This window comes from Paraoerskovia marina (genome assembly GCF_900105445.1).
In the GTDB taxonomy this organism is placed as follows: domain Bacteria; phylum Actinomycetota; class Actinomycetes; order Actinomycetales; family Cellulomonadaceae; genus Paraoerskovia; species Paraoerskovia marina.
On the sequence record NZ_LT629776.1, the window covers coordinates 2,214,866 to 2,233,505 of the forward strand.

General features: G+C 70.8%; 16 protein-coding genes. 1 reads left to right on the plus strand and 15 read right to left on the minus strand.

The window, feature by feature from the left end; all coding sequences use genetic code 11:
• Positions 1-6: 6 nt before the first annotated feature.
• The 11 genes from BLU20_RS10005 to rimP form a co-directional block, all read right to left on the minus strand.
• Positions 7-1,332, minus strand: coding sequence for a M16 family metallopeptidase (locus BLU20_RS10005; RefSeq protein ID WP_029252584.1), 1,326 nt, complete (start codon positions 1,330-1,332; stop codon positions 7-9).
• 1 nt (position 1,333) lies between these two features.
• Entirely contained in the window at positions 1,334-3,556 is a 2,223-nt protein-coding gene (locus BLU20_RS10010; protein ID WP_029252583.1) for a polyribonucleotide nucleotidyltransferase, read from the minus strand.
• A gap of 206 nt (positions 3,557-3,762) precedes the next feature.
• Positions 3,763-4,032: a 30S ribosomal protein S15 gene (gene rpsO / locus BLU20_RS10015; RefSeq protein ID WP_029252582.1), complete on the minus strand. Its 270-nt coding sequence runs from the start codon at positions 4,030-4,032 to the stop codon at positions 3,763-3,765.
• A 124-nt stretch (positions 4,033-4,156) separates the two neighbouring features.
• Positions 4,157-5,152: a bifunctional riboflavin kinase/FAD synthetase gene (locus BLU20_RS10020; RefSeq protein ID WP_157270429.1), complete on the minus strand. Its 996-nt coding sequence runs from the start codon at positions 5,150-5,152 to the stop codon at positions 4,157-4,159.
• Positions 5,153-5,263: 111 nt separating this feature from the next.
• Positions 5,264-6,220 carry a tRNA pseudouridine(55) synthase TruB gene (gene truB / locus BLU20_RS10025; protein ID WP_083372430.1) on the minus strand — a complete coding sequence of 319 codons (957 nt, stop codon included), beginning with the start codon at positions 6,218-6,220 and terminating at the stop codon, positions 5,264-5,266.
• Complete coding sequence (locus BLU20_RS10030) at positions 6,217-6,813, minus strand: TetR/AcrR family transcriptional regulator (protein WP_231959185.1); 597 nt, start codon at positions 6,811-6,813, stop codon at positions 6,217-6,219. The genes truB and BLU20_RS10030 overlap by 4 nt, the downstream gene beginning before the upstream one ends.
• A 16-nt stretch (positions 6,814-6,829) precedes the next feature.
• A complete protein-coding gene (gene rbfA, locus BLU20_RS10035) occupies positions 6,830-7,291 on the minus strand; it encodes a 30S ribosome-binding factor RbfA (protein ID WP_083372431.1) in 462 nt (153 codons plus the stop codon).
• Positions 7,292-7,384: 93 nt separating this feature from the next.
• Positions 7,385-10,258, minus strand: coding sequence for a translation initiation factor IF-2 (infB, locus tag BLU20_RS10040; RefSeq protein ID WP_029252577.1), 2,874 nt, complete (start codon positions 10,256-10,258; stop codon positions 7,385-7,387).
• A gap of 169 nt (positions 10,259-10,427) precedes the next feature.
• Positions 10,428-10,745 (minus strand): YlxR family protein, encoded by a 318-nt coding sequence (locus BLU20_RS10045; RefSeq protein ID WP_083372432.1) that lies wholly within the window; start codon positions 10,743-10,745, stop codon positions 10,428-10,430.
• A 23-nt stretch (positions 10,746-10,768) separates the two neighbouring features.
• Positions 10,769-11,815: a transcription termination factor NusA gene (nusA, locus tag BLU20_RS10050; protein WP_083372433.1), complete on the minus strand. Its 1,047-nt coding sequence runs from the start codon at positions 11,813-11,815 to the stop codon at positions 10,769-10,771.
• The gene (gene rimP, locus BLU20_RS10055) at positions 11,815-12,318 is read right to left on the minus strand and encodes a ribosome maturation factor RimP (protein WP_083372434.1); all 504 of its coding nucleotides are present in this window, start codon (positions 12,316-12,318) and stop codon (positions 11,815-11,817) included. The genes nusA and rimP overlap by 1 nt, the downstream gene beginning before the upstream one ends.
• A gap of 153 nt (positions 12,319-12,471) precedes the next feature.
• Between rimP and BLU20_RS10060 the strand changes: the two genes are divergently transcribed.
• Positions 12,472-13,461 (plus strand): DUF4439 domain-containing protein, encoded by a 990-nt coding sequence (locus BLU20_RS10060; protein ID WP_043109274.1) that lies wholly within the window; start codon positions 12,472-12,474, stop codon positions 13,459-13,461.
• Between the two features lie 30 nt (positions 13,462-13,491).
• On the opposite strand, the gene BLU20_RS10065 is transcribed toward BLU20_RS10060, so the two are convergent.
• The 4 genes from BLU20_RS10065 to BLU20_RS10080 form a co-directional block, all read right to left on the minus strand.
• A complete protein-coding gene (locus tag BLU20_RS10065; protein ID WP_052366875.1) occupies positions 13,492-15,330 on the minus strand; it encodes a proline--tRNA ligase in 1,839 nt (612 codons plus the stop codon).
• A gap of 106 nt (positions 15,331-15,436) precedes the next feature.
• Positions 15,437-16,618 carry a glycine C-acetyltransferase gene (locus tag BLU20_RS10070; RefSeq protein WP_083372435.1) on the minus strand — a complete coding sequence of 394 codons (1,182 nt, stop codon included), beginning with the start codon at positions 16,616-16,618 and terminating at the stop codon, positions 15,437-15,439.
• Positions 16,618-17,661, minus strand: a complete 1,044-nt coding sequence (gene tdh / locus BLU20_RS10075; protein ID WP_083372436.1) for an L-threonine 3-dehydrogenase — start codon at positions 17,659-17,661, stop codon at positions 16,618-16,620. The genes BLU20_RS10070 and tdh overlap by 1 nt, the downstream gene beginning before the upstream one ends.
• A gap of 78 nt (positions 17,662-17,739) precedes the next feature.
• Positions 17,740-18,609, minus strand: coding sequence for a GNAT family N-acetyltransferase (locus tag BLU20_RS10080; RefSeq protein ID WP_029252569.1), 870 nt, complete (start codon positions 18,607-18,609; stop codon positions 17,740-17,742).
• Positions 18,610-18,640 lie beyond the last annotated feature (31 nt).

An 18,640-nucleotide genomic window follows, 5' to 3' on the forward strand; every position in this document is an offset into this window, starting at 1 on the left:
GCCACCCTATCGACCCTCGAACGGAGCGACGCGCACGGTGCTCCGGGGCCGCGACGCCAGGTCCGCCGCCAGGTCCGCGACGTCGTCGACCGTCACGGACCGGATGTTCGCGATCGCCTCGTCGACGTCCGCGACACGACCGTGCACCAGCTCGAACCTCCCGAGACGGTTCATCCGCGAACCCGAGTCCTCCAGCCCGAGCGCCAGACCACCCACGTGCTGCCCGACGCTGCGGTCGAGCTCGGCCTGGGTGATGCCGTCCGCGGCCAACCGGTCGAGCTCGGCACCGAGCAGCTCGGTCAGCTCGTCCACTCGCCCCGGTGCGCAGCCGGCGTACAGGCCGAACGTGCCGGTCTCGGCGAACCCGGACGCGAACGAGTACGTCGAGTACGCCAGGCCGCGCTTCTCACGGATCTCCTGGAAGAGCCGCGAGCTCATCCCCCCGCCGAGGACCGCATTGAGGATCGACAGGGCGAACCTGCGGTCGTCCGTCGCGGACAGACCGGTGGTCCCCACGATCACGTTCGCCTGCTCGACTCCGCGGTGCAGGTCGAGGGAGACGGGTCCCCCCGGGACGAGGGGCGCGGAGTCGCTGCGTCGGGCACGGGGTGCGCGGTCCGGGTCGAGATCCCACCCGCCACGGCCCAGGGCCGCGGTGACCTGTGCGCAGAGCGCGTCGTGGTCGACCCCGCCCGCCGCGGCGACGACGAGCGTCTCGGGCGCGTAGTGCGCACGGTAGTGCTCGTACACCGCGTCTCTTGGCACGTCCTGGATGCTCTGCGGGGTGCCGCCGATGGGCCGGCCCAGCTCGTGGTCCCCCAGGACGGCACGTGCGAACTCCTCGTGGGCGACGTCCGTCGGGTCGTCGTTGTCCATCGCGAGCTCTTCGAGGATGACCCCGCGCTCGACCTCGAGCTCGGCCGGGTCGATCGTGGCCGAGGTCACCATGTCCGCCACCACGTCGACCGCCATCGGCAGGTCGGCGTCGAGCACGCGCGCGTAGTAGCAGGTGTGCTCCTTGCCGGTGGCGGCGTTCGCCTCACCGCCGACGGCGTCGAACGACTCGGCGATGTCCATCGCCGACCGCGTCGGTGTTCCCTTGAACAGCAGGTGCTCGAGGAAGTGGGTCGAACCCAGGTGCCCGCTCGTCTCGTCGCGCGACCCGACCCCGACCCAGGCACCCATGGTGACCGAACGAAGGCCGGGCATCGTCTCGCTCAGCACACGAACGCCGCCGGGCAGGACGGTGCGACGAATGGTCGCGCCGTCCTGCCCGGCGGTCAGATCGCTGCCGGGCTCACCGGCAGTGACGAGCGGGAGGTCCCAGGGCACCTCAGGCGTCGGTGGAGGCGTCTGCCTCCGCCGACGCGTCGTCGTCCTCGGTCACGGCGACGAGCGAGAGCTTGCCGCGCGGGTCGATCTCGCCGATCTCCACCTGGACCTTCTGGCCGATGGAGAGGACGTCCTCGACCGACTCGACGCGCTTGCCGCCCACGAGCTTGCGGATCTGGCTGATGTGCAGCAGACCGTCCTTGCCCGGGGAGAGCGAGATGAACGCGCCGAAGGAGGTCGTCTTGACGACCGTCCCGACGAAGCGCTCGCCGATCTCCGGCACGTGCGGGTTCGCGATCGCGTTGATCGCGGCACGAGCGGCCTCGGCCGACGGGCCGTCGGTCGCGCCGATGAAGACGGTGCCGTCGTCCTCGATCGAGATGTCCGCGCCGGTCTCCTCCTGGATCTGGTTGATCATCTTGCCCTTCGGGCCGATGACCTCGCCGATCTTGTCGGTGGGGACCTGCACCGTGATGACGCGCGGGGCGGTGGCGCTCATCTCGTCCGGGGTGTCGATGGCCTCGTTGAGGACGTCGAGGATCGTGATGCGGGCGTCGTGCGCCTGCGTCAGAGCGCCGGCCAGGACCGAGGCGGGGATGCCGTCCAGCTTGGTGTCGAGCTGGATGGCGGTGACGAACTCACGCGTTCCGGCAACCTTGAAGTCCATGTCGCCGAAGGCGTCCTCGGCCCCGAGGATGTCGGTGAGTGCCGCGTAGCGGGTCTCACCGTCCACCGTGTCCGAGACCAGGCCCATCGCGATGCCCGCGACCGGGGCGCGCAGCGGCACACCGGCGTTGAGGAGCGAAAGCGTCGAGGCGCAGACCGAGCCCATCGACGTCGAGCCGTTGGAGCCGAGAGCCTCGGAGACCTGACGGATCGCGTAGGGGAACTCCTCGCGCGACGGCAGGACCGGCACCAGGGCGCGCTCGGCGAGCGCACCGTGGCCGATCTCGCGGCGCTTGGGGCTGCCCACACGGCCGGTCTCGCCGGTCGAGTAGGGCGGGAAGTTGTAGTTGTGCATGTAGCGCTTGCGCGTGACCGGACCCAGGGAGTCGATCTGCTGCTCCATGCGGAGCATGTTGAGCGTCGTGACGCCGAGGATCTGCGTCTCGCCACGCTCGAACAGTGCCGAGCCGTGCACGCGGGGCAGGACCTCGACCTCAGCACCCAGGGTGCGGATGTCGGCGAGCCCGCGACCGTCGATGCGGAAGCCGTCGGAGAGGATGCGCTGGCGGATGAGCTTCTTCTGCACGGCGCGGTACGCGGCGGACAGCTCCTTCTCGCGACCCTCGAAGTCTGCGGAGAGCGCTCCGACGACCTCGGCCTTGATCTCGTCGAGACGGCTCTCGCGGTCCTGCTTGTCGGCGATGGACAGGGCCTCACCCAGGGGCGCCGTCGCAGCGGACTCGACCGCGGCGTAGGAGTCGTCCTGGTAGTCGGGGAAGAGCGGAAGCTCCTTCGCCGTGTTGGTGGCCTGTGCGGCGAGCTCGGACTGAGCCTCGCAGAGCGCACGGATGAACGGCTTGGACGCCTCGATGCCCTCGGCGACGACGGCCTCGGTCGGTGCCTGGACGCCCTCGTTCTTGATGAGGTTCCAGGAGTCGTCCGTCGCCTCGGCCTCGATCATGGCGATCGCGACGTCGTCACCGACGACACGACCGGAGACGACCATCTCGAAGACGGCGCGCTCCTTGTCCGAGTACTTCGGGAACGCGACCCACTGGCCGTCGATCAGAGCGATGCGCACCGCACCGGCAGGGCCGGAGAACGGCAGACCGGAGAGCTGCGTCGAGAGCGACGCGGCGTTGATGGCGAGCGTGTCGTACGCGTCGTCGGGGTGGCTCGCGAGGACGGTCACGACGACCTGGACCTCGTTGCGCACGCCCTTGACGAACAGCGGGCGCAGCGGGCGGTCGATCAGACGGCAGGCGAGGATCGCCTCCGTCGACGGACGGCCCTCACGGCGGAAGAACGAACCGGGGATGCGGCCTGCGGCGTACATCCGCTCCTCGACGTCCACCGTCAGGGGAAAGAAGTCGAAGTGGTCCTTGGGGTGCTTGCCGACCGTCGTGGCCGACAGCAGCATCGTCTCGCCGTCGAGGTAGGCGACGGCGCTGCCGGCGGCCTGCTTGGCCAGGCGGCCCGTCTCGAAACGGACGGTGCGGGTGCCGAAGCGGCCATTGTCGATGGTGACTTCGGTGAACTTGATCTCGGGACCCTCCATGGGTGCCCTCCTCACTGTTCTGTGCGCCCGGCGACCGTCGACGGTCTTCGATCGAGGCTCACGGCTTCCCCTCGCGGGGTTCCGGGGGCCACTACCGAGGACCAGACGGATCGGGTCGGTGGGCGCGGAGTGGTTGTGTGGTGTGGATCTGACGTGTCACACCGAACCAGCCCGACCCCTGGAGGGGTCGGGCCGGGAGTCGGACGTCAGCGACGCAGGCCGAGGCGCTCGATCAGGCTGCGGTAGCGGCTGATGTCGGTCTTCTGCAGGTACTTGAGAAGACGACGACGCTGGCCCACGAGGAGCAGCAGACCACGACGGCTGTGGTGGTCGTGCTTGTGCTCCTTGAGGTGCTCGGTGAGGTCCGTGATGCGCTGCGTGAGCATCGCGATCTGGACCTCGGGCGAACCGGTGTCGCCCTCGCTGGTGGCGTACTCGGACATGATGCGCTGCTTGGTGGCAGAATCGAGCGGCACGGCTCTCCTTCAAATGGTCGTTGCGCGGCGCACCAGGGCTTGATCCCTGGGCTCTTCGATGCGATCGGCGAGCTGTCCCCGATCTCCGCGGCCGTTCAGACGGCCCTGCCAGTGTATCAGCCGGTCAGGACGGCCCGCCGGACAGGATCGCCCGGGCCCGCGCGACGTCCTCGTGCATCTGCTCGACGAGCGGCTCGATCCCGTCGAAGCGGACGGTCGGGCGCAGATGCTCGACGAGCTCGACGACGACCTCCTCGTCGTAGAGGTCGAGGTCGTCCCGGTCGAGCACATAGGCCTCCACCCGACGCTCGACGCCGTCGAACGTCGGGTTCGTCCCGACCGAGATCGCCGCGGGCAGGCGGATGTCCGCGTGGTCGGGCGCCGCGTGGGCGAGATCGGGGCGGGAGAGCCAACCGGCGTAGACACCGTCGGCCGGCACCATCCCCACGACGTCACCGAGGTTCGCCGTCGGGAAACCGAGCTCGCGACCCCGCGCGTCACCGTGCACCACCGTGCCACGCACGCGGTGCGAACGCCCGAGCACGTCCGCGGCGTCCTGCACGCGACCCGCCTGCAGAAGCTCGCGGACATAGGTCGACGACCACCGGTCGTGGCCCGGGGTCGAGCCCTCTTCTGCGTGGTCGGCCGCACCGACGTCGTCCACCGTCACGACGTCGAACCCGTAGTGCCGTCCGAGCTCGACCATCGTCCGGAGGTCGCCGGAGTTGTCCCGACCGAACCGGACGTCACGCCCGACCACGACCGTCGACGCACCCAGCGGTCCGGCGAGGTACCGCGCCACGAACTCCTCCGGCGTCTGCCGGGCGAAGTCCAGGGTGTACTCCTGGACGAGGACGGCGTCGAGACCGGTCGCCTCGAGCAGCTCGGCCCGGTCGACCAGACCGGTCAGAAGCTCCGGCGCCTGCCCGGGACGGTGCACCTGGGCGGGGTGCGGGTGGAAGGTCACGGCGACCGACCGTGCGGCGTCCTGGCGCGCAAGGTCCACGATCCGGCCGAGAACCTCGGCGTGCCCGCGATGTACGCCGTCGAAGTTGCCGATCGTCACGACCGACGGGCCGAATCCCGCGGGAACCTGACTCAGGTCGGTCCACAGGTGCACGCACATCTCCTTCTCGAGGGGGGTGCCGCTGAGACAGCGGCAAGGACTAGCGTGCCACGACTCGCGCACCAGGCAGACCTTCGCACCTGCAGACCGACCGCGGCCGGTCGTCTACGCCGGCGCGAAGACCAGGACGGGGCGCGAGCCGTCGACGCCACGTCGTCGCCGGTTCTCCAGGAGAGCCACGAGCGTGCCGTCCGGCGCGAGCCCCGCCGTCGTGCACGGCTCAGGGCTCGGGGAGATCGACTGCCCGTACGACAACGCCCGCACCTCGGCGTCGTCGAGCTCGCGCACCGGGAACACCGCGCGCGCAGCGTCGGCCATCGGACGCGTCGAGAGAACTCCGTTCTCGTCCACCTCGGCACCGAGCTCGTCGAGCGAGCGCGCGACGTCGAGGCCGAACCCACCGACCCGCGCGCGCCGCAGGGACGTCAGGTGACCACCGGTACCGAGCATCTCCCCCAGGTCGCGCGCGAGTGCCCGCACATAGGTGCCGGAGGACACGGTGACCCGGACCTGCACGTCGATCACGGGGCACGTGCCCGCAGGCACGTCGGCGAGGACGGCACGGACGTCGAGCACCTCGAACCGGGAGACCGTCACGTCACGCGCCGCGAGCTCGACCTGCTCCCCGTCGCGCACCCGCGAGTACGCGCGACGCCCGTCGACCTTGATGGCGCTGACCGCGCTGGGGACCTGAGAGATCTGCCCCGTGAGGCGCTGCACCCCCGCCTCGACGGCGACGCGGTCGACGTCCCGCGCGCCGACCGCTTCCGCGACCTCGCCCTCGGCGTCGTCCGTGACCGTCGAGACACCGAGACGGATCGTCGCGTCGTAGTCCTTGTCCGCACCGACGATGTACGTCAGCAGGCGGGTCGCACGACCGACCCCGAGAACCAGCACGCCCGTCGCCATCGGGTCCAGCGTTCCTGCATGCCCGACCTTGCGGGTGCCGGCGAGTCGCCGCATCCGTCCGACGACGTCGTGGCTCGTCCACCCAGCCGGCTTGTCGACGACGACGAGTCCGTCGGCCGCGGCAGGGTTGCGTGGTGTGGTCGGCCGGTTCATCGGGGTTCCTCAGGGTGGTGGGGGTCGGTGAGGAGGATCGAGCTGTCGAGGACGCGGGCGACCAGGTCGGCCATTCCCGGCTCGTCGCGGTGCTCGGGTGCGTCCACCGCGAGAAACACGTTGATCAGCAGGCCCTCCGCGACGAAGGCCTGCGCCCGCTCCGCGGAACCCTCCCAGTGCCGTTGCGAGATCTCGAAGGCACGGGCGATGACAGCCCGGGCCCGGGCACCGATCTCCGGGTCGTCACCCGCGATCAGCCCGTGCATCAGCACACGGGGCAGATCACGGTGCACCAGCAGGCCGAGGTACGCGTCGCCGAGCGCCGACCCGCTGCCCGGAGCGAGCGGAACGCTCTCGAAGGTCGCGATCACCTCGTCGCAGACGTCGTCGAAGACCGCCCGAAAGAGCTCCCTCTTGCCGCCGAACATCCGCACGACGTACGGCTGGGAGACCCCCGCCGCCCGCGCCACCTGCTCCGTGCTGGTCCCGGCATAGCCCCCGCGCGCGAACGCGGAGCGGGCCGCCCGCAGCACCTGCGCGCGGCGCGCCACCCGCGTCATCCGCTGCGGGGCGGGGCCCGTCGTCGGCGTCATCGTCCCGAGCACACGCCTACTCGGTCGTGTCCTCGTCGTCGCCCGCGCGGGTACCGCGCTCACCGGGCTCGCGGTACGGGTCCTGCTCCCCGGCGTACTGCGCGGTCTTTCGCAGCTTCTCGATCTCGGCGTCACGGCGGTGCGCCTCGACGATCGCCGCGTCGAGGTGCGCCGCGGTCTCGGGCACGGAGTCGAGGTGGAACTCGAGCGTCGGGGTCAACCGGATCCCAGTCTGCTTGCCGACCTCGGACCGGATCATGCCCTTCGCGCTCTCGAGCGCCGCGGCCGTTCCGTCGCGCTCCTCGTCGGATCCGTAGACGGTGTAGAAGATGCTGGCGTTCTGCAGGTCACCGGTCACCCGGACGTCGGTGATCGTCACGAAGCCGAGTCGCGGGTCCTTGATCCTGCTGTCGATCATCGAGGCGACGATCACCTTGATGCGGTCGGCGAGCTTGCGCGACCTGGGGCTGTCGCCCATGTTCGATCCTTTCTGAGGCCCAGCCCGCACCGTGCCGGAGCGGGCGAAAACCCGCCGCCCCTCGAGACGAGGAGCGGCGGGTTCCGATTCACATCACTTGCGAGGCTTCTCGCGCATCTCGAACGTCTCGATCGTGTCGCCGATCTGGACGTTGTTGAACGAGCCGAGTCCGATACCGCACTCGAAGCCCTCGCGGACCTCGGTCGCATCGTCCTTGAACCGCTTGAGGGAGTCGATCGTCAGGTTGTCGCCGACAACGGCCCCGTCACGCAGCACCCGCGCCTTGGAGTTACGCGTGATCGTCCCGGATCGGACGATCGAACCCGCGATGTTCCCGGCCTTCGAGGAGCGGAAGATCTCACGGATCTCGGCGGTGCCGAGCTGAGCCTCCTCGTACTCCGGCTTGAGCATGCCCTTGAGCGCTGCCTCGACGTCGTCGATCGCCTGGTAGATGACCGAGTACGAGCGGATGTCGACGCCCTCGCGCTCGGCGAGTGCCTCGACACGACCGTCCGACTTCACGTTGAACGCCAGGATGATCGCGTTGTCCACCGTAGCGAGGTTGACGTCGTTCTGCGTGACGTCACCGACCCCGCGGTGGATGACCCGCAGGTCGACGTCGTCGCCGACGTCGATCTGCAGCAGCGCGTCCTCCAGCGCCTCGACGGCACCGGAGACGTCACCCTTGAGGACCAGGTTGAGCGTCTCGACCTTGCCCTGCTCCAGCTGCTGCTGGAAGTCCTCGAGGCTGATGCGCTTGCGACGCTTCGCCAGCATCGCTGCACGCTGAGCAGCTTCACGCTTCTCCGCGATCTGGCGAGCCGTCCGGTCGTCGGGAGCGACGATGAACGTGTCACCGGCGCCGGGGACCGAGGTCAGACCGAGGACGAGGACCGGACGGGCCGGGCCCGCCGCCGTGACGCTCTCGCCGTGCTCGTCGAACATGGCGCGCACGCGGCCGTAGGCCGTGCCCGCGACGATCGAGTCGCCGACGTTGAGCGTGCCGGACTGCACCAGCACGGTCGCGACCGCACCGCGCCCCTTGTCGAGGTTCGCCTCGATGGCGACACCGCGGGCGTCCTTCTCGGGGTTGGCACGCAGGTCCAGGGCGGCGTCGGCCGTGAGGAGGACAGCCTCGAGCACGCTGTCGATCCCCCGGTTCTCCTTCGCGGAGACGTCGACAAACATCGTGTCGCCGCCGTACTCCTCGGCCACCAGGTTGTACTCGGTGAGCTGCTGGCGGATCTTGGAGGGGTTCGCGCCCTCCTTGTCCACCTTGTTGACCGCGACCACGATCGGCACGTCGGCCGCCTGGGCGTGGTTCAGCGCCTCGATCGTCTGCGGCATCACGCCGTCGTCCGCCGCGACCACGAGGATCGCGATGTCCGTGACCTTCGCACCACGCGCACGCATGGCGGTGAACGCCTCGTGACCCGGGGTGTCGATGAAGGTGATGGCGCGGTCGACGCCCTCGTGCTCGTGACGAACCTGGTAGGCACCGATGTGCTGGGTGATGCCACCGGCCTCGCCCGAGATGACGTCCGTCGACCGGATGGCGTCCAGAAGACGAGTCTTTCCGTGGTCGACGTGACCCATGACCGTGACGACGGGAGGACGAGGAATCAGGAGATCGTCGTCCTCGTCCGCCTCCTCGGCGTCGAGGTCGATGTCGAAGGCGCCGAGCAGCTCTCGGTCCTCGTCCTCGGCCGACACCATCTCGATCTGGTAGCCGAGCTCGGCCCCCAGCGTCTCGAAGGTGTCCTCGTCGAGCGACTGCGTCGCCGTCGCCATCTCACCGAGGTGGAAGAGGACGGTGACGAGGCTCGCCGGGTTGGCGTCGATCTTGTCCGCGAAGTCGCTCAGCGACGCTCCGCGGCGCAGGCGCACGACCGTCTCGCCGTCGCCCCGGGGAACCTGCACGCCACCGATCGACGGGGCCTGCATCTGCTCGAACTCTTGACGCTTCGCGCGCTTCGACTTGCGCCCACGGACGGGACGCCCTCCGGCACGACCGAACGCGCCCTGCGTCGAACCACGTCCGGCGCCACCACGACCGCGGAAACCGCCGCCGCCGCCCGGACGACCGGCGAAACCACCGGGACCGCCTGTGCCACCACCGGGGCCACCACGGCCACCGCCGGCGCCACCACGGCCACCGCCGGCACCGCCACGACCACCGGCTGCCGGCCGGTCACCGGGGCGCCCGATGCTCGACTTGCCCGGCATCATGTTCGGGTTGGGGCGTGAGCCGCCACCCGGACGAGGCGACGCCGGACGGGGCGCACCAGGACGCGGTCCGCCGGAGCGCTCCGGGGCGTCGCTGCGGTCCGTGCGCTCTGCGCGCTCCGGACGCTGACCCGGCCGGGGCATGCCCTGGCTGGACGCGAACGGGTTGTTGCCCGGACGCGGCGGCTGACCGCCCGAACCGGACCGGCCGCCGCGCTGACCCGGCCGGGGCATGCCCTGGCTGGACGCGAACGGGTTGTTGCCCGGGCGTGCGTCGCCCGAGGACGAGCGCGGGGGCTTGGGAGCGCCGGGCTTGGGCGCGGCGGACCGTGCAGGCGCGTCGGCCGCGGGCTTCTGGGCCGCCGGCGCCTCGGGGACCTCGGCCGCGGGAGCCGCCGTCGTCGCCGCGGGCTCGGGGGCCGGGGCAGGAGTCTTCTTCGGGGCGGGCTTCTGGGCCGCCGGCGCCTCGGGGACCTCGGCCGCAGGGGCCGGGGTCTTTGCCGCAGGCTTCGGCCCGGGCGTGGGGGCGCCCGAGCTCTTGGTCTGTGCCGCCGCCTTCGCAGGCGGGGTCGATGTCTTGTCCGCTGCGGGGAACTTGTCCCGCATGGAACGGACGATGGGGGGCTCGAGCGTCGACGACGCTGAGCGGACGTACTCGCCTGCTGACTTCAACTCGGCGAGCAAGACCTTGCTCTCCACACCGAGCTCCTTGGCGAGCTCGTATACGCGGACCTTTGCCACAACTCTCCTGTCTCGGCCCGTCCCGGACAGGGAGGACCGTCGTTAGTGCTGGGTTCTCATCGCTGAGTACTCATCGGGTGCCCATGAACTTCTGACCCGCTTCCTTGTCGACGTGTCGTGCGGTGCGGACCGGCACCTTCCCGGTTCGCGACTGGCCGCCGAGGCGACCTCAAAGGTTCTGCTCCAGATGTGCGCGCAGGCCGCTCACGTCGACCGGGGTCGTGACGCGCAGTGCGCGGGCGAACGAGCGCCGCTTCTCTGCACGGTCGAGGCATGCGAGATCCGCGTGGATCCACGCACCCCGGCCCGGAAGAGACCGGCGCACGTCGGGAACCAGCTCAGCGGTCCCTGACGACCCCGTGCGAGCGACCACACGAAGAAGAGCAGAACAGGACGTCCGCTCCCGGCAACCGACACACGTGCGCACAGGCCCGAGGGACAGTGGCGCCGTCGACGGCGCGCGGGAACTTTGCCCGTTCTCCTCCATGGTAACGCCTCGCCCCGGCGGAGTCAGCGGCCGTCGGGCACCGCGACGTCGTCGCCCGCACCCGCGCCCTGGCCACCCTGGTCCGACTGGATGTCGATGCGCCACCCGGTGAGCTTCGCCGCAAGACGGGCGTTCTGCCCCTCCTTGCCGATCGCGAGCGAGAGCTGGTAGTCCGGGACGACGACACGCGCAGCCCGGGCCGCCGCGTCGACCACCGTGACAGACGTCACCCGCGCAGGCGACAGTGCCTGGGCGACGAACCGCGCGGGGTCGTCGCTGAAGTCGACGATGTCGATCTTCTCGCCGTGCAGCTCCGCCATCACGGCGCGGACGCGCGAGCCGAGCGGGCCGATGCACGCACCCTTGGCGTTCAGCCCCTGCACGGTCGAGCGCACGGCCAGCTTGGTGCGGTGGCCCGCCTCGCGCGCGACGGCGACGATCTCGACGCTACCGTCGGCGATCTCCGGCACCTCGAGCTCGAAAAGCTTGCGCACGAGCCCCGGGTGCGAGCGGCTCAGCATCACCTGGGCGCCCTTCGGCCCCCGGGCGACGTTGATCACCAGCGCGCGCAGACGTTCTCCGTGGACGTAACGCTCCGTCGGGACCTGCTCGTGCGACGGGAGCACGGCCTCGGTGTCCCCGACGTCGACGAGCACCGTCCGCGGGTCGTTGCCCTGCTGGATGATTCCCGCGACGATCTCGCCCTCCTTGTCGCGGAACTGGCCGAGCACCTGGTCGTCCTCGGCGTCACGCAGACGCTGGATGATGACCTGACGCGCGGTCGCCGTGGCGATGCGGCCGAAGTTCGCGGGCGTGTCGTCGAACTCGGGCCCGGGCTCGGGCATCGGCGGGTAGACGCCGTCCTCGTCGGGCTCGGGGCGCTCGACCCGTTCCCGCGCCCAGACCGTGACGTGCCCGGAGCTGTCCAGCTCCACACGAGCGTCGGCGTAGGCGTCGGGCGTGCGGTGGTACGCCGACAGCAGCGCCGACTCGATCGCGGAGATCAGGACGCCGAGGCTGATGTCCCGTTCACGCTCGAGCATCCGGAGCGTGCTCATGTCGATGTCCATCAGGCCTCCTCATCCGCGCCGAATGCCTCGGCCGCGCGCTTGAGCTCTACCTCGACGTGCCCCACGGCGACGTCGGTGAGCGGAATCTGCGTCGACTCGTCGGAGCCGTCCGCCACACAGTGCAGCACGTCGTCGACGACGTCGACGAGGCGGGTCGTCGTGCTCGTCCCGTCACGAAGGTCGAGGCGCACCAGCCGGCCTCGTGCGCGCCGGAAGTGCCGCGGCGTCGTCAACGGTCGGGACGTGCCCGGGGTGCCGACCTCGAGAGTGTAGGCCCCGGGGAGGACGTCGGTCTCGTCGAGCGCGTCGGAGATCGCCCGCGACACGTCGGCGACGCCGTCGAGGTCGAGACTCCCGAGCTCGTCCTCCGGGAGGTCGACGACCACGCGCACGACAGACTTGCTCCCCGCCCTGCTCGTCCGCACCTCTTCGAGGAAGAGTCCTGCGTCGACGACGACCGGCGCTAGCAGGTCGTAAACCTCGCCGTCGGTGTGCCTGGCCATCTACATGCTCCTGGTCGGTCGCGCCCACCGGGCTCGATCCGACCGGTGTGCTGTTGTGGGCCCAGCCTATCTACTCCGGAGCGACGTCGCGGACGGAACCGGTCCGTGGGTCCGTGAGCATCGCCACCGTCCTGCGTGGCATGATCAGCATCGATGGACGCCGAACCCCTCTCCCCCACGGTGCCGACCCGACGCAGACGACTGGTGCGCGCCGTGCTCGGCGCCGCCGCCGTCGTCGCCCTGGCGGCCTGCGGAGTACGGATCGACACGCCGCCTCCCAGCGAGCCGTCCCCCGACACGCACGAGATCCTGCGCTCGACGGTCGTCGCCGACGCCCTGGACGTCGAACGGCTCGCCACCAGCGCCGCGGAGGGGACCGACGACGCGGACGTGAGCGCCGCACTGCTGCAGGCGGCCGCGTTCGCCCAGGCCCACGCCCAACAGCTCGGCGGCACCTACGAGTCAGGTCTCGCCGACGCGGCGGTCACACCGGAGGCGACCACCTCCCCCGACGACGAGGCCGCACGCGTGACGGACGTCGTCGAGGCTCTCGCCGGCGCCTCGGTGCGGGCCAGGGGCGCGGCGGACACCACGAACGACGGACCACTCGCTCGACTGCTCGCCTCGATCTCCACGTCCGACATCCTCGCGGCAGAGCAGCTCGGCGACCTCACGGGCGCCGAGCTGCCCGAGACCGTCGTCCCCACGACCGCCGTCGTTCCCGAGACACTCCCGAGCGGCGTCTCTGCAGCCGACCTCACGACGCTCGTGGAGGCCGAGGACGCCGCCGGCTACGTGTACGAGGTGCAGGCGGCGCGAACCGCGGACGCCGGTCGGGAGCGTTCCGCCGACCGCGCCCCGATCCATCGTGACCGTGCCGACGACTGGGCCCGGCTGCTCGAGATCGACTCCACGGCGCAGGACCCTCGGAGCACGGCGTACGTGATGCCCGAGGCCGAGAGCGTCGCCGCCCGGGGCCAGCTCCTCGAGAACAACCTCGCGGCGTCCTACGCCAGTCTCGTCGGCACATCAGGCCCGAGCGGACGGACCGAGCTGGTCGACCTCCTGGCCGACAGCAGCCGCAGCGCGGTCTCGTGGGGGGCACCGCTGACGGCGTTCCCCGGGCTCCCCGAGCAGGAGTAGGAGGGGGACGACGACGGGGCGGGTCTCGCCCTAGGCGAGCAGCTCGACGACCTGGCCGGTGACGTGCTCGACGACCTCGTCGACCGCGACCTTCTCGGGGTCGCCCCCGGCGCGCGGACGGACCTCGACGATCCCCTCGGCCAGCCCCCGGCCGACGACGACGATGAGCGGGACACCGAGCAGCTCGGCGTCCTTGAACTTCACACCCGGCGAGACCTTCGGTCGGTCGTCGTAGAGCACCTCGACGCCCTGGCCCGCGAGCCCGGCGACGATCCGCTCGGCCTCCTCGAAGACAGCCGCGTCCTTGCCGGTCGCGACCACGTGGACATGCGCGGGGGCGACCTGTGCCGGCCATGCCAGGCCGACGTCGTCGTGGTTCGCCTCGGCGAGGGCTGCCATGACCCGCGAGACACCGATCCCGTACGAGCCCATCGTCACGGTGACCTGCTTGCCGTTGACGTCGAGGACCTGCAGTCCGAGCGCACGCGCGTACTTGCGCCCGAGCTGGAAGATGTGTCCGATCTCAATGCCACGTGCGAGCTCCAGAGGCCCCGAGCCGTCGGGCGCCGGGTCGCCGGCACGCACCTCGGCGGCCTCGATCGTCCCGTCGACGGCGAAGTCGCGTCCGACGGTCAGGTCGAAGACGTGCTGGCCGGACGAGTTGGCGCCCGTGATCCACCGGGTCCCCTCGACCACACGGGGGTCGACGAGGTAGCGGATCGCGGTGTCCTCGGGCGAGCCCACCTCGACACCGGCGGGCCGGACGTTGGGTCCGAGCACCTGGGGGCCGATGTATCCCTTGACGAGCAGCGGACGGGCGGCAAGGTCCTCCTCGGTGGCCGGTTCGACCTCGGCCGGCTCGAAGACTGCCGCGACACGCTTGAGGTCGACGTCCCGGTCTCCCGGCAGGCCCACGACGACGAGCTCGCGCTCACCGTCCGGGTGGGTCAGGGCCAGGACGACGTTCTTCAGTGTGTCGGCGGCCTCCCACGGCCGGTCCGGGCGCGGGTGCATCTCGTTCGCGACCTGCACGAGGCGCGCGATGGTCGGCGTCTCCGGCGTGTACTCGACGTGAGCCGCCGGGGCGTCGTCGTACGGCACCGGCTCGGGCGCCGGGGTCACCACGGCCTCGACGTTCGCCGTGTAGCCGCCGGGCGACCGGACGAAGGTGTCCTCGCCGATCGGCGTGGGGGTCAGGAACTCCTCGCTGCGCGAGCCGCCCATCGCGCCCGACGTCGCCGCGACGATGACGTAGTCGAGCCCGAGCCGCTCGAAGATGCGCTGGTAGGCGTCCCGCTGCAGCTGGTACGACGTGTCCAGACCCTCGTCGTCGACGTTGAACGAGTACGCGTCCTTCATGACGAACTCGCGGCCACGGATCAGCCCGGCGCGCGGGCGCGCCTCGTCGCGGTACTTGGTCTGGATCTGGAACAGCGTGACCGGCAGGTCCTTGTACGAGGAGTACAGGTCCTTGACGAGGAGGGTGAACATCTCCTCGTGGGTGGGCGCGAGCAGGTAGTCCCCACCCCGGCGGTCGGCCAGGCGGAAGAGGTTCGACCCGTACTCCGCCCACCGGCCGGTCGCCTCGTAGGGGTCACGGGGCAGGAGCGCCGGGAAGTGCACCTCCTGCGCCCCCGCCGCGACCATCTCCTCCCGAACGACGGCCTCGACCTTCGCCAGGACGCGCAGCCCGAGCGGCAGCCAGGTGTAGATCCCCGGGGCTGCGCGACGCACGTAGCCCGCGCGCATCAGGAGACGATGACTCGCCACTTCCGCGTCGGCCGGATCTTCGCGCAGCGTGCGGACGAAGAGCGTGGACATGCGCAAGGGCTGGGGCAGCGTGGCTGCGACCGGACGAGCAGATGACATGTCGCAAGCGTACCTGCGCGCAGGCCCCGTTCGATGCCGCGACCGGGGGTGCGGTCGTCGTGATCTGCGACGCACCGCACCGCCCGCCACGGCGGTTGCCGACGCGCTACCCGAGGACCTCGTCGCGCGCCGCCACGAATGCCTCGACACACGCCTCGATCTGGTCGGACGTGTGCGCCGCCGACAGCTGGACGCGGATCCTCGCGCGACCGCGGGGCACGACCGGAAAGCTGAACGCGGTGACGTAGACGCCGCGGCGGTGCATTGCGTCGGCGACCCGGGCGGTGGCGGCCGCGTCCCCGAACATCACCGGGACGATGGGGTGGTCGCCCGGCAGCAGGTCGAATCCCTCCTCCGTCATCCGTCGACGGAAGCGAGCCGCGTTCTCACGCAGCGTCGCCCGCAGCTCACCCGAGCCCTCGACCAGCCGCAGCGCCTCGAGCGTGCCCGCGACGATCGTCGGGGCGAGGGTGTTGGAGAACAGGTACGGGCGCGCGCGCTGGCGCAGGAGGTCGACCACGGCACGGCTCGCCGCGACATACCCCCCGGACGCCCCGCCGAGCGCCTTGCCGAACGTCCCCGTGACGATGTCGACGCGATCCGCGACGCCGCAGGCCTCGGGCGTCCCGCTGCCTCGGTCGCCGAGCACCCCCACCGCGTGGGAGTCGTCGACGAGCACGAGGGCGTCGTACCGGTCGGCCAGGTCACAGATCTCTCGCAGCGGTGCCACGTAGCCGTCCATCGAGAAGACGCCGTCGGTGACGATCACCCGGAACCTCGCGTCCTGCGCCTCCACGAGCCTCGCCTCGAGATCGGCGACGTCGCGGTTCGCGTACCGGAGTCGCCGCGCCTTCGACAGCCGGATCCCGTCGATGATCGACGCGTGGTTGAGCTCGTCCGAGATGATCGCGTCGTCGGCGGTGAAGAGCGTCTCGAAGACACCGCCGTTCGCGTCGTAGCAGGAGGAGAAGAGGATCGTCGCCTCCGTCCCGAGATAGGAGGACAGCGCCTCCTCGAGGGCCGTGTGCTGGTCCTGGGTGCCGCAGATGAACCGCACGCTCGCGAGACCGTAGCCCCACTCGTCCAGCGCGCGGTGCGCCGCGTCGACGAGCCGGGGGTCGTCGGCCAGACCGAGGTAGTTGTTGGCGCAGAAGTTCAGGACCTCGCTGCCGCCCGTCGTGATCCGCGCGCCCTGAGGCCCGGTGATCCCGCGCTCGTGCTTCGTCAGCCCGGCCTTCTCGATCTCCGCCAGCTCTCCGGCCAGGTGATTGGTGAATCGTGTCCCCATCAGAGCTCCTCCCAGTTCAGCACGACCTTGCCGCCCCCACCTGAGGCTGCGGCGTCGAACCCCTCGCGCCATCGCGTCGCGGGGAAGCGGTCCGAGACGACCGCGGCGACCGACTCACGCAGACGTGCGCTGGTCTCGAGCATCGCGCTCATCGCGTTCCACGTCTCGAACATCTCGCGACCGTAGATCCCCTTGATCGTCAGCATGTGCGTGACGACCGTGCCCCAGTCCACGGCGATTTCTCCGGTGGGCAGACCGAGCATGGCGATCCGACCCCCGTGGTTGAGGTTCGCGATCATCGCCGGCAGTGCCGACGGTGCACCGCTCATCTCGAAGCCGACGTCGAACCCCTCGCGCATCCGGAGGGCCTTCTGCACCCCGTCGATTGACTCGGTGCGGACGTCGATCGCCGCGTCGGCGCCCATCGCCAGAGCCAGCCGCAGCCGCTCGGGACTGATGTCGGTGCCGACGACGTGCCGGGCACCGACGTGACGGGCGACCGCGATCGACATGAGCCCGATGGGGCCGCACCCCGAGACGAGCACGTCCTCCCCCACGACGGGAAAGGCGAGCGCGGTGTGGACCGCGTTGCCCAACGGGTCGAACAGCGCTCCGACGTCGGGGGCGACGTCTGCCTGGTGCACCCACACGTTCGTCGCCGGCAGGGCGAGGTACTCGGCGAAGGCCCCGTCGCGCTGCACCCCGACGCTCTCGGTCCGGATGCACATCTGCTTGCGCCCGGCACGGCAGTTGCGGCACGTCCCGCACACCACGTGCCCCTCCCCGGAGACACGGTCCCCCACGGTGACGTCGCGGACGCCGGAGCCGACCTCGACGACCTCGCCGTAGAACTCGTGCCCCGGGACGAGCGGCGCGGTGACGGTCGACGCGGCCCAGTCGTCCCACCTGTCGATGTGCAGGTCCGTGCCGCAGATTCCGGTACGCAGGACGCGGATGATCACGTCGTCCGGGCCGCCGTGCGGGTCCGGACGATCGGTCATATCCAGGCCCGGCCCGGGTCCGGGCTTGTACAGTGCCTTCATCTTGTCCTCTCTCTGGTGCGCGCGGAGATCGTCCGCAGGTCTGACGCTACGCGGCGCCGTCTGCAGAAGCACACCTGGTCAGAAGAGGATCGTCGCGTAGGTCCCCACCCGCTCGAACCCCACCCGGTGGTATGCGCGCAGCGCCGGTTCGTTCCAGGCGTTGACGTACAGCGAGACGACCGGTGCGAGAGCCGCCCGCACGTGGTGCACGACGGCCGCCATCCCCGGAACGGACAGCCCCTGCCCTCGCACCCGGGGCTCGACCCAGACGCCCTGGATCTGCGCGACCTGGGAGGTGAGGGCACCGACCTCCGCCTTGAACCCGATCCCGGCCGACGGGCCGTCGTGCAGGGGACGCACGAACGACCGCTCGTCACGAACGAGCGAGCGGACGCGCTGCTCGTACGCCCCACCGCTCGCGACCATCGGCGAGTAGCCGACCTCCTCCGTGAACATCCGGACGCACGCCGGGAGCAGCACGGGCATGTCGCGCAGGACTGCGCGCCGGACCCGTGGGTCCGGCGCGACCGCGGGCGGCCCGTCGATCGCGAGCGACGGCTGCTCGTCCCGGACCTCCCGCGCGGCGGGCCATGCATGGGCGAGCCGCTCCCAGAGACCCAGCGCGGCCGCGCGCTCACCGACGATCGACGAGCTTCGTCTCCCGTGGCGGAGCGCACGTCGGGCGAAGGCGTCCAGCGCGGCTCGGGAACCGTCCGGCACGACGGGTACGAGGTTCGCCCCGGCCCAGCAGATCGCCGTGAGCGCCCCGGCCGCTGGATAGCCCCAGACCTCGCCCCCGGCTGCCGTCAGGCCGGACCGACGGGCGACCTCGAGCCGGGCGGCGGCGAGCACCGAGGCGACGGGGTCGACCGCGCACACCGCGAGTGCCTCCGCGAGGTCTCCCGCTCGGAGCACGCGCGCCTCGTCGCGCACCGGAGGCCGGATCATGGACAGATTCTCCCCCGGCCCGGTCGGACGC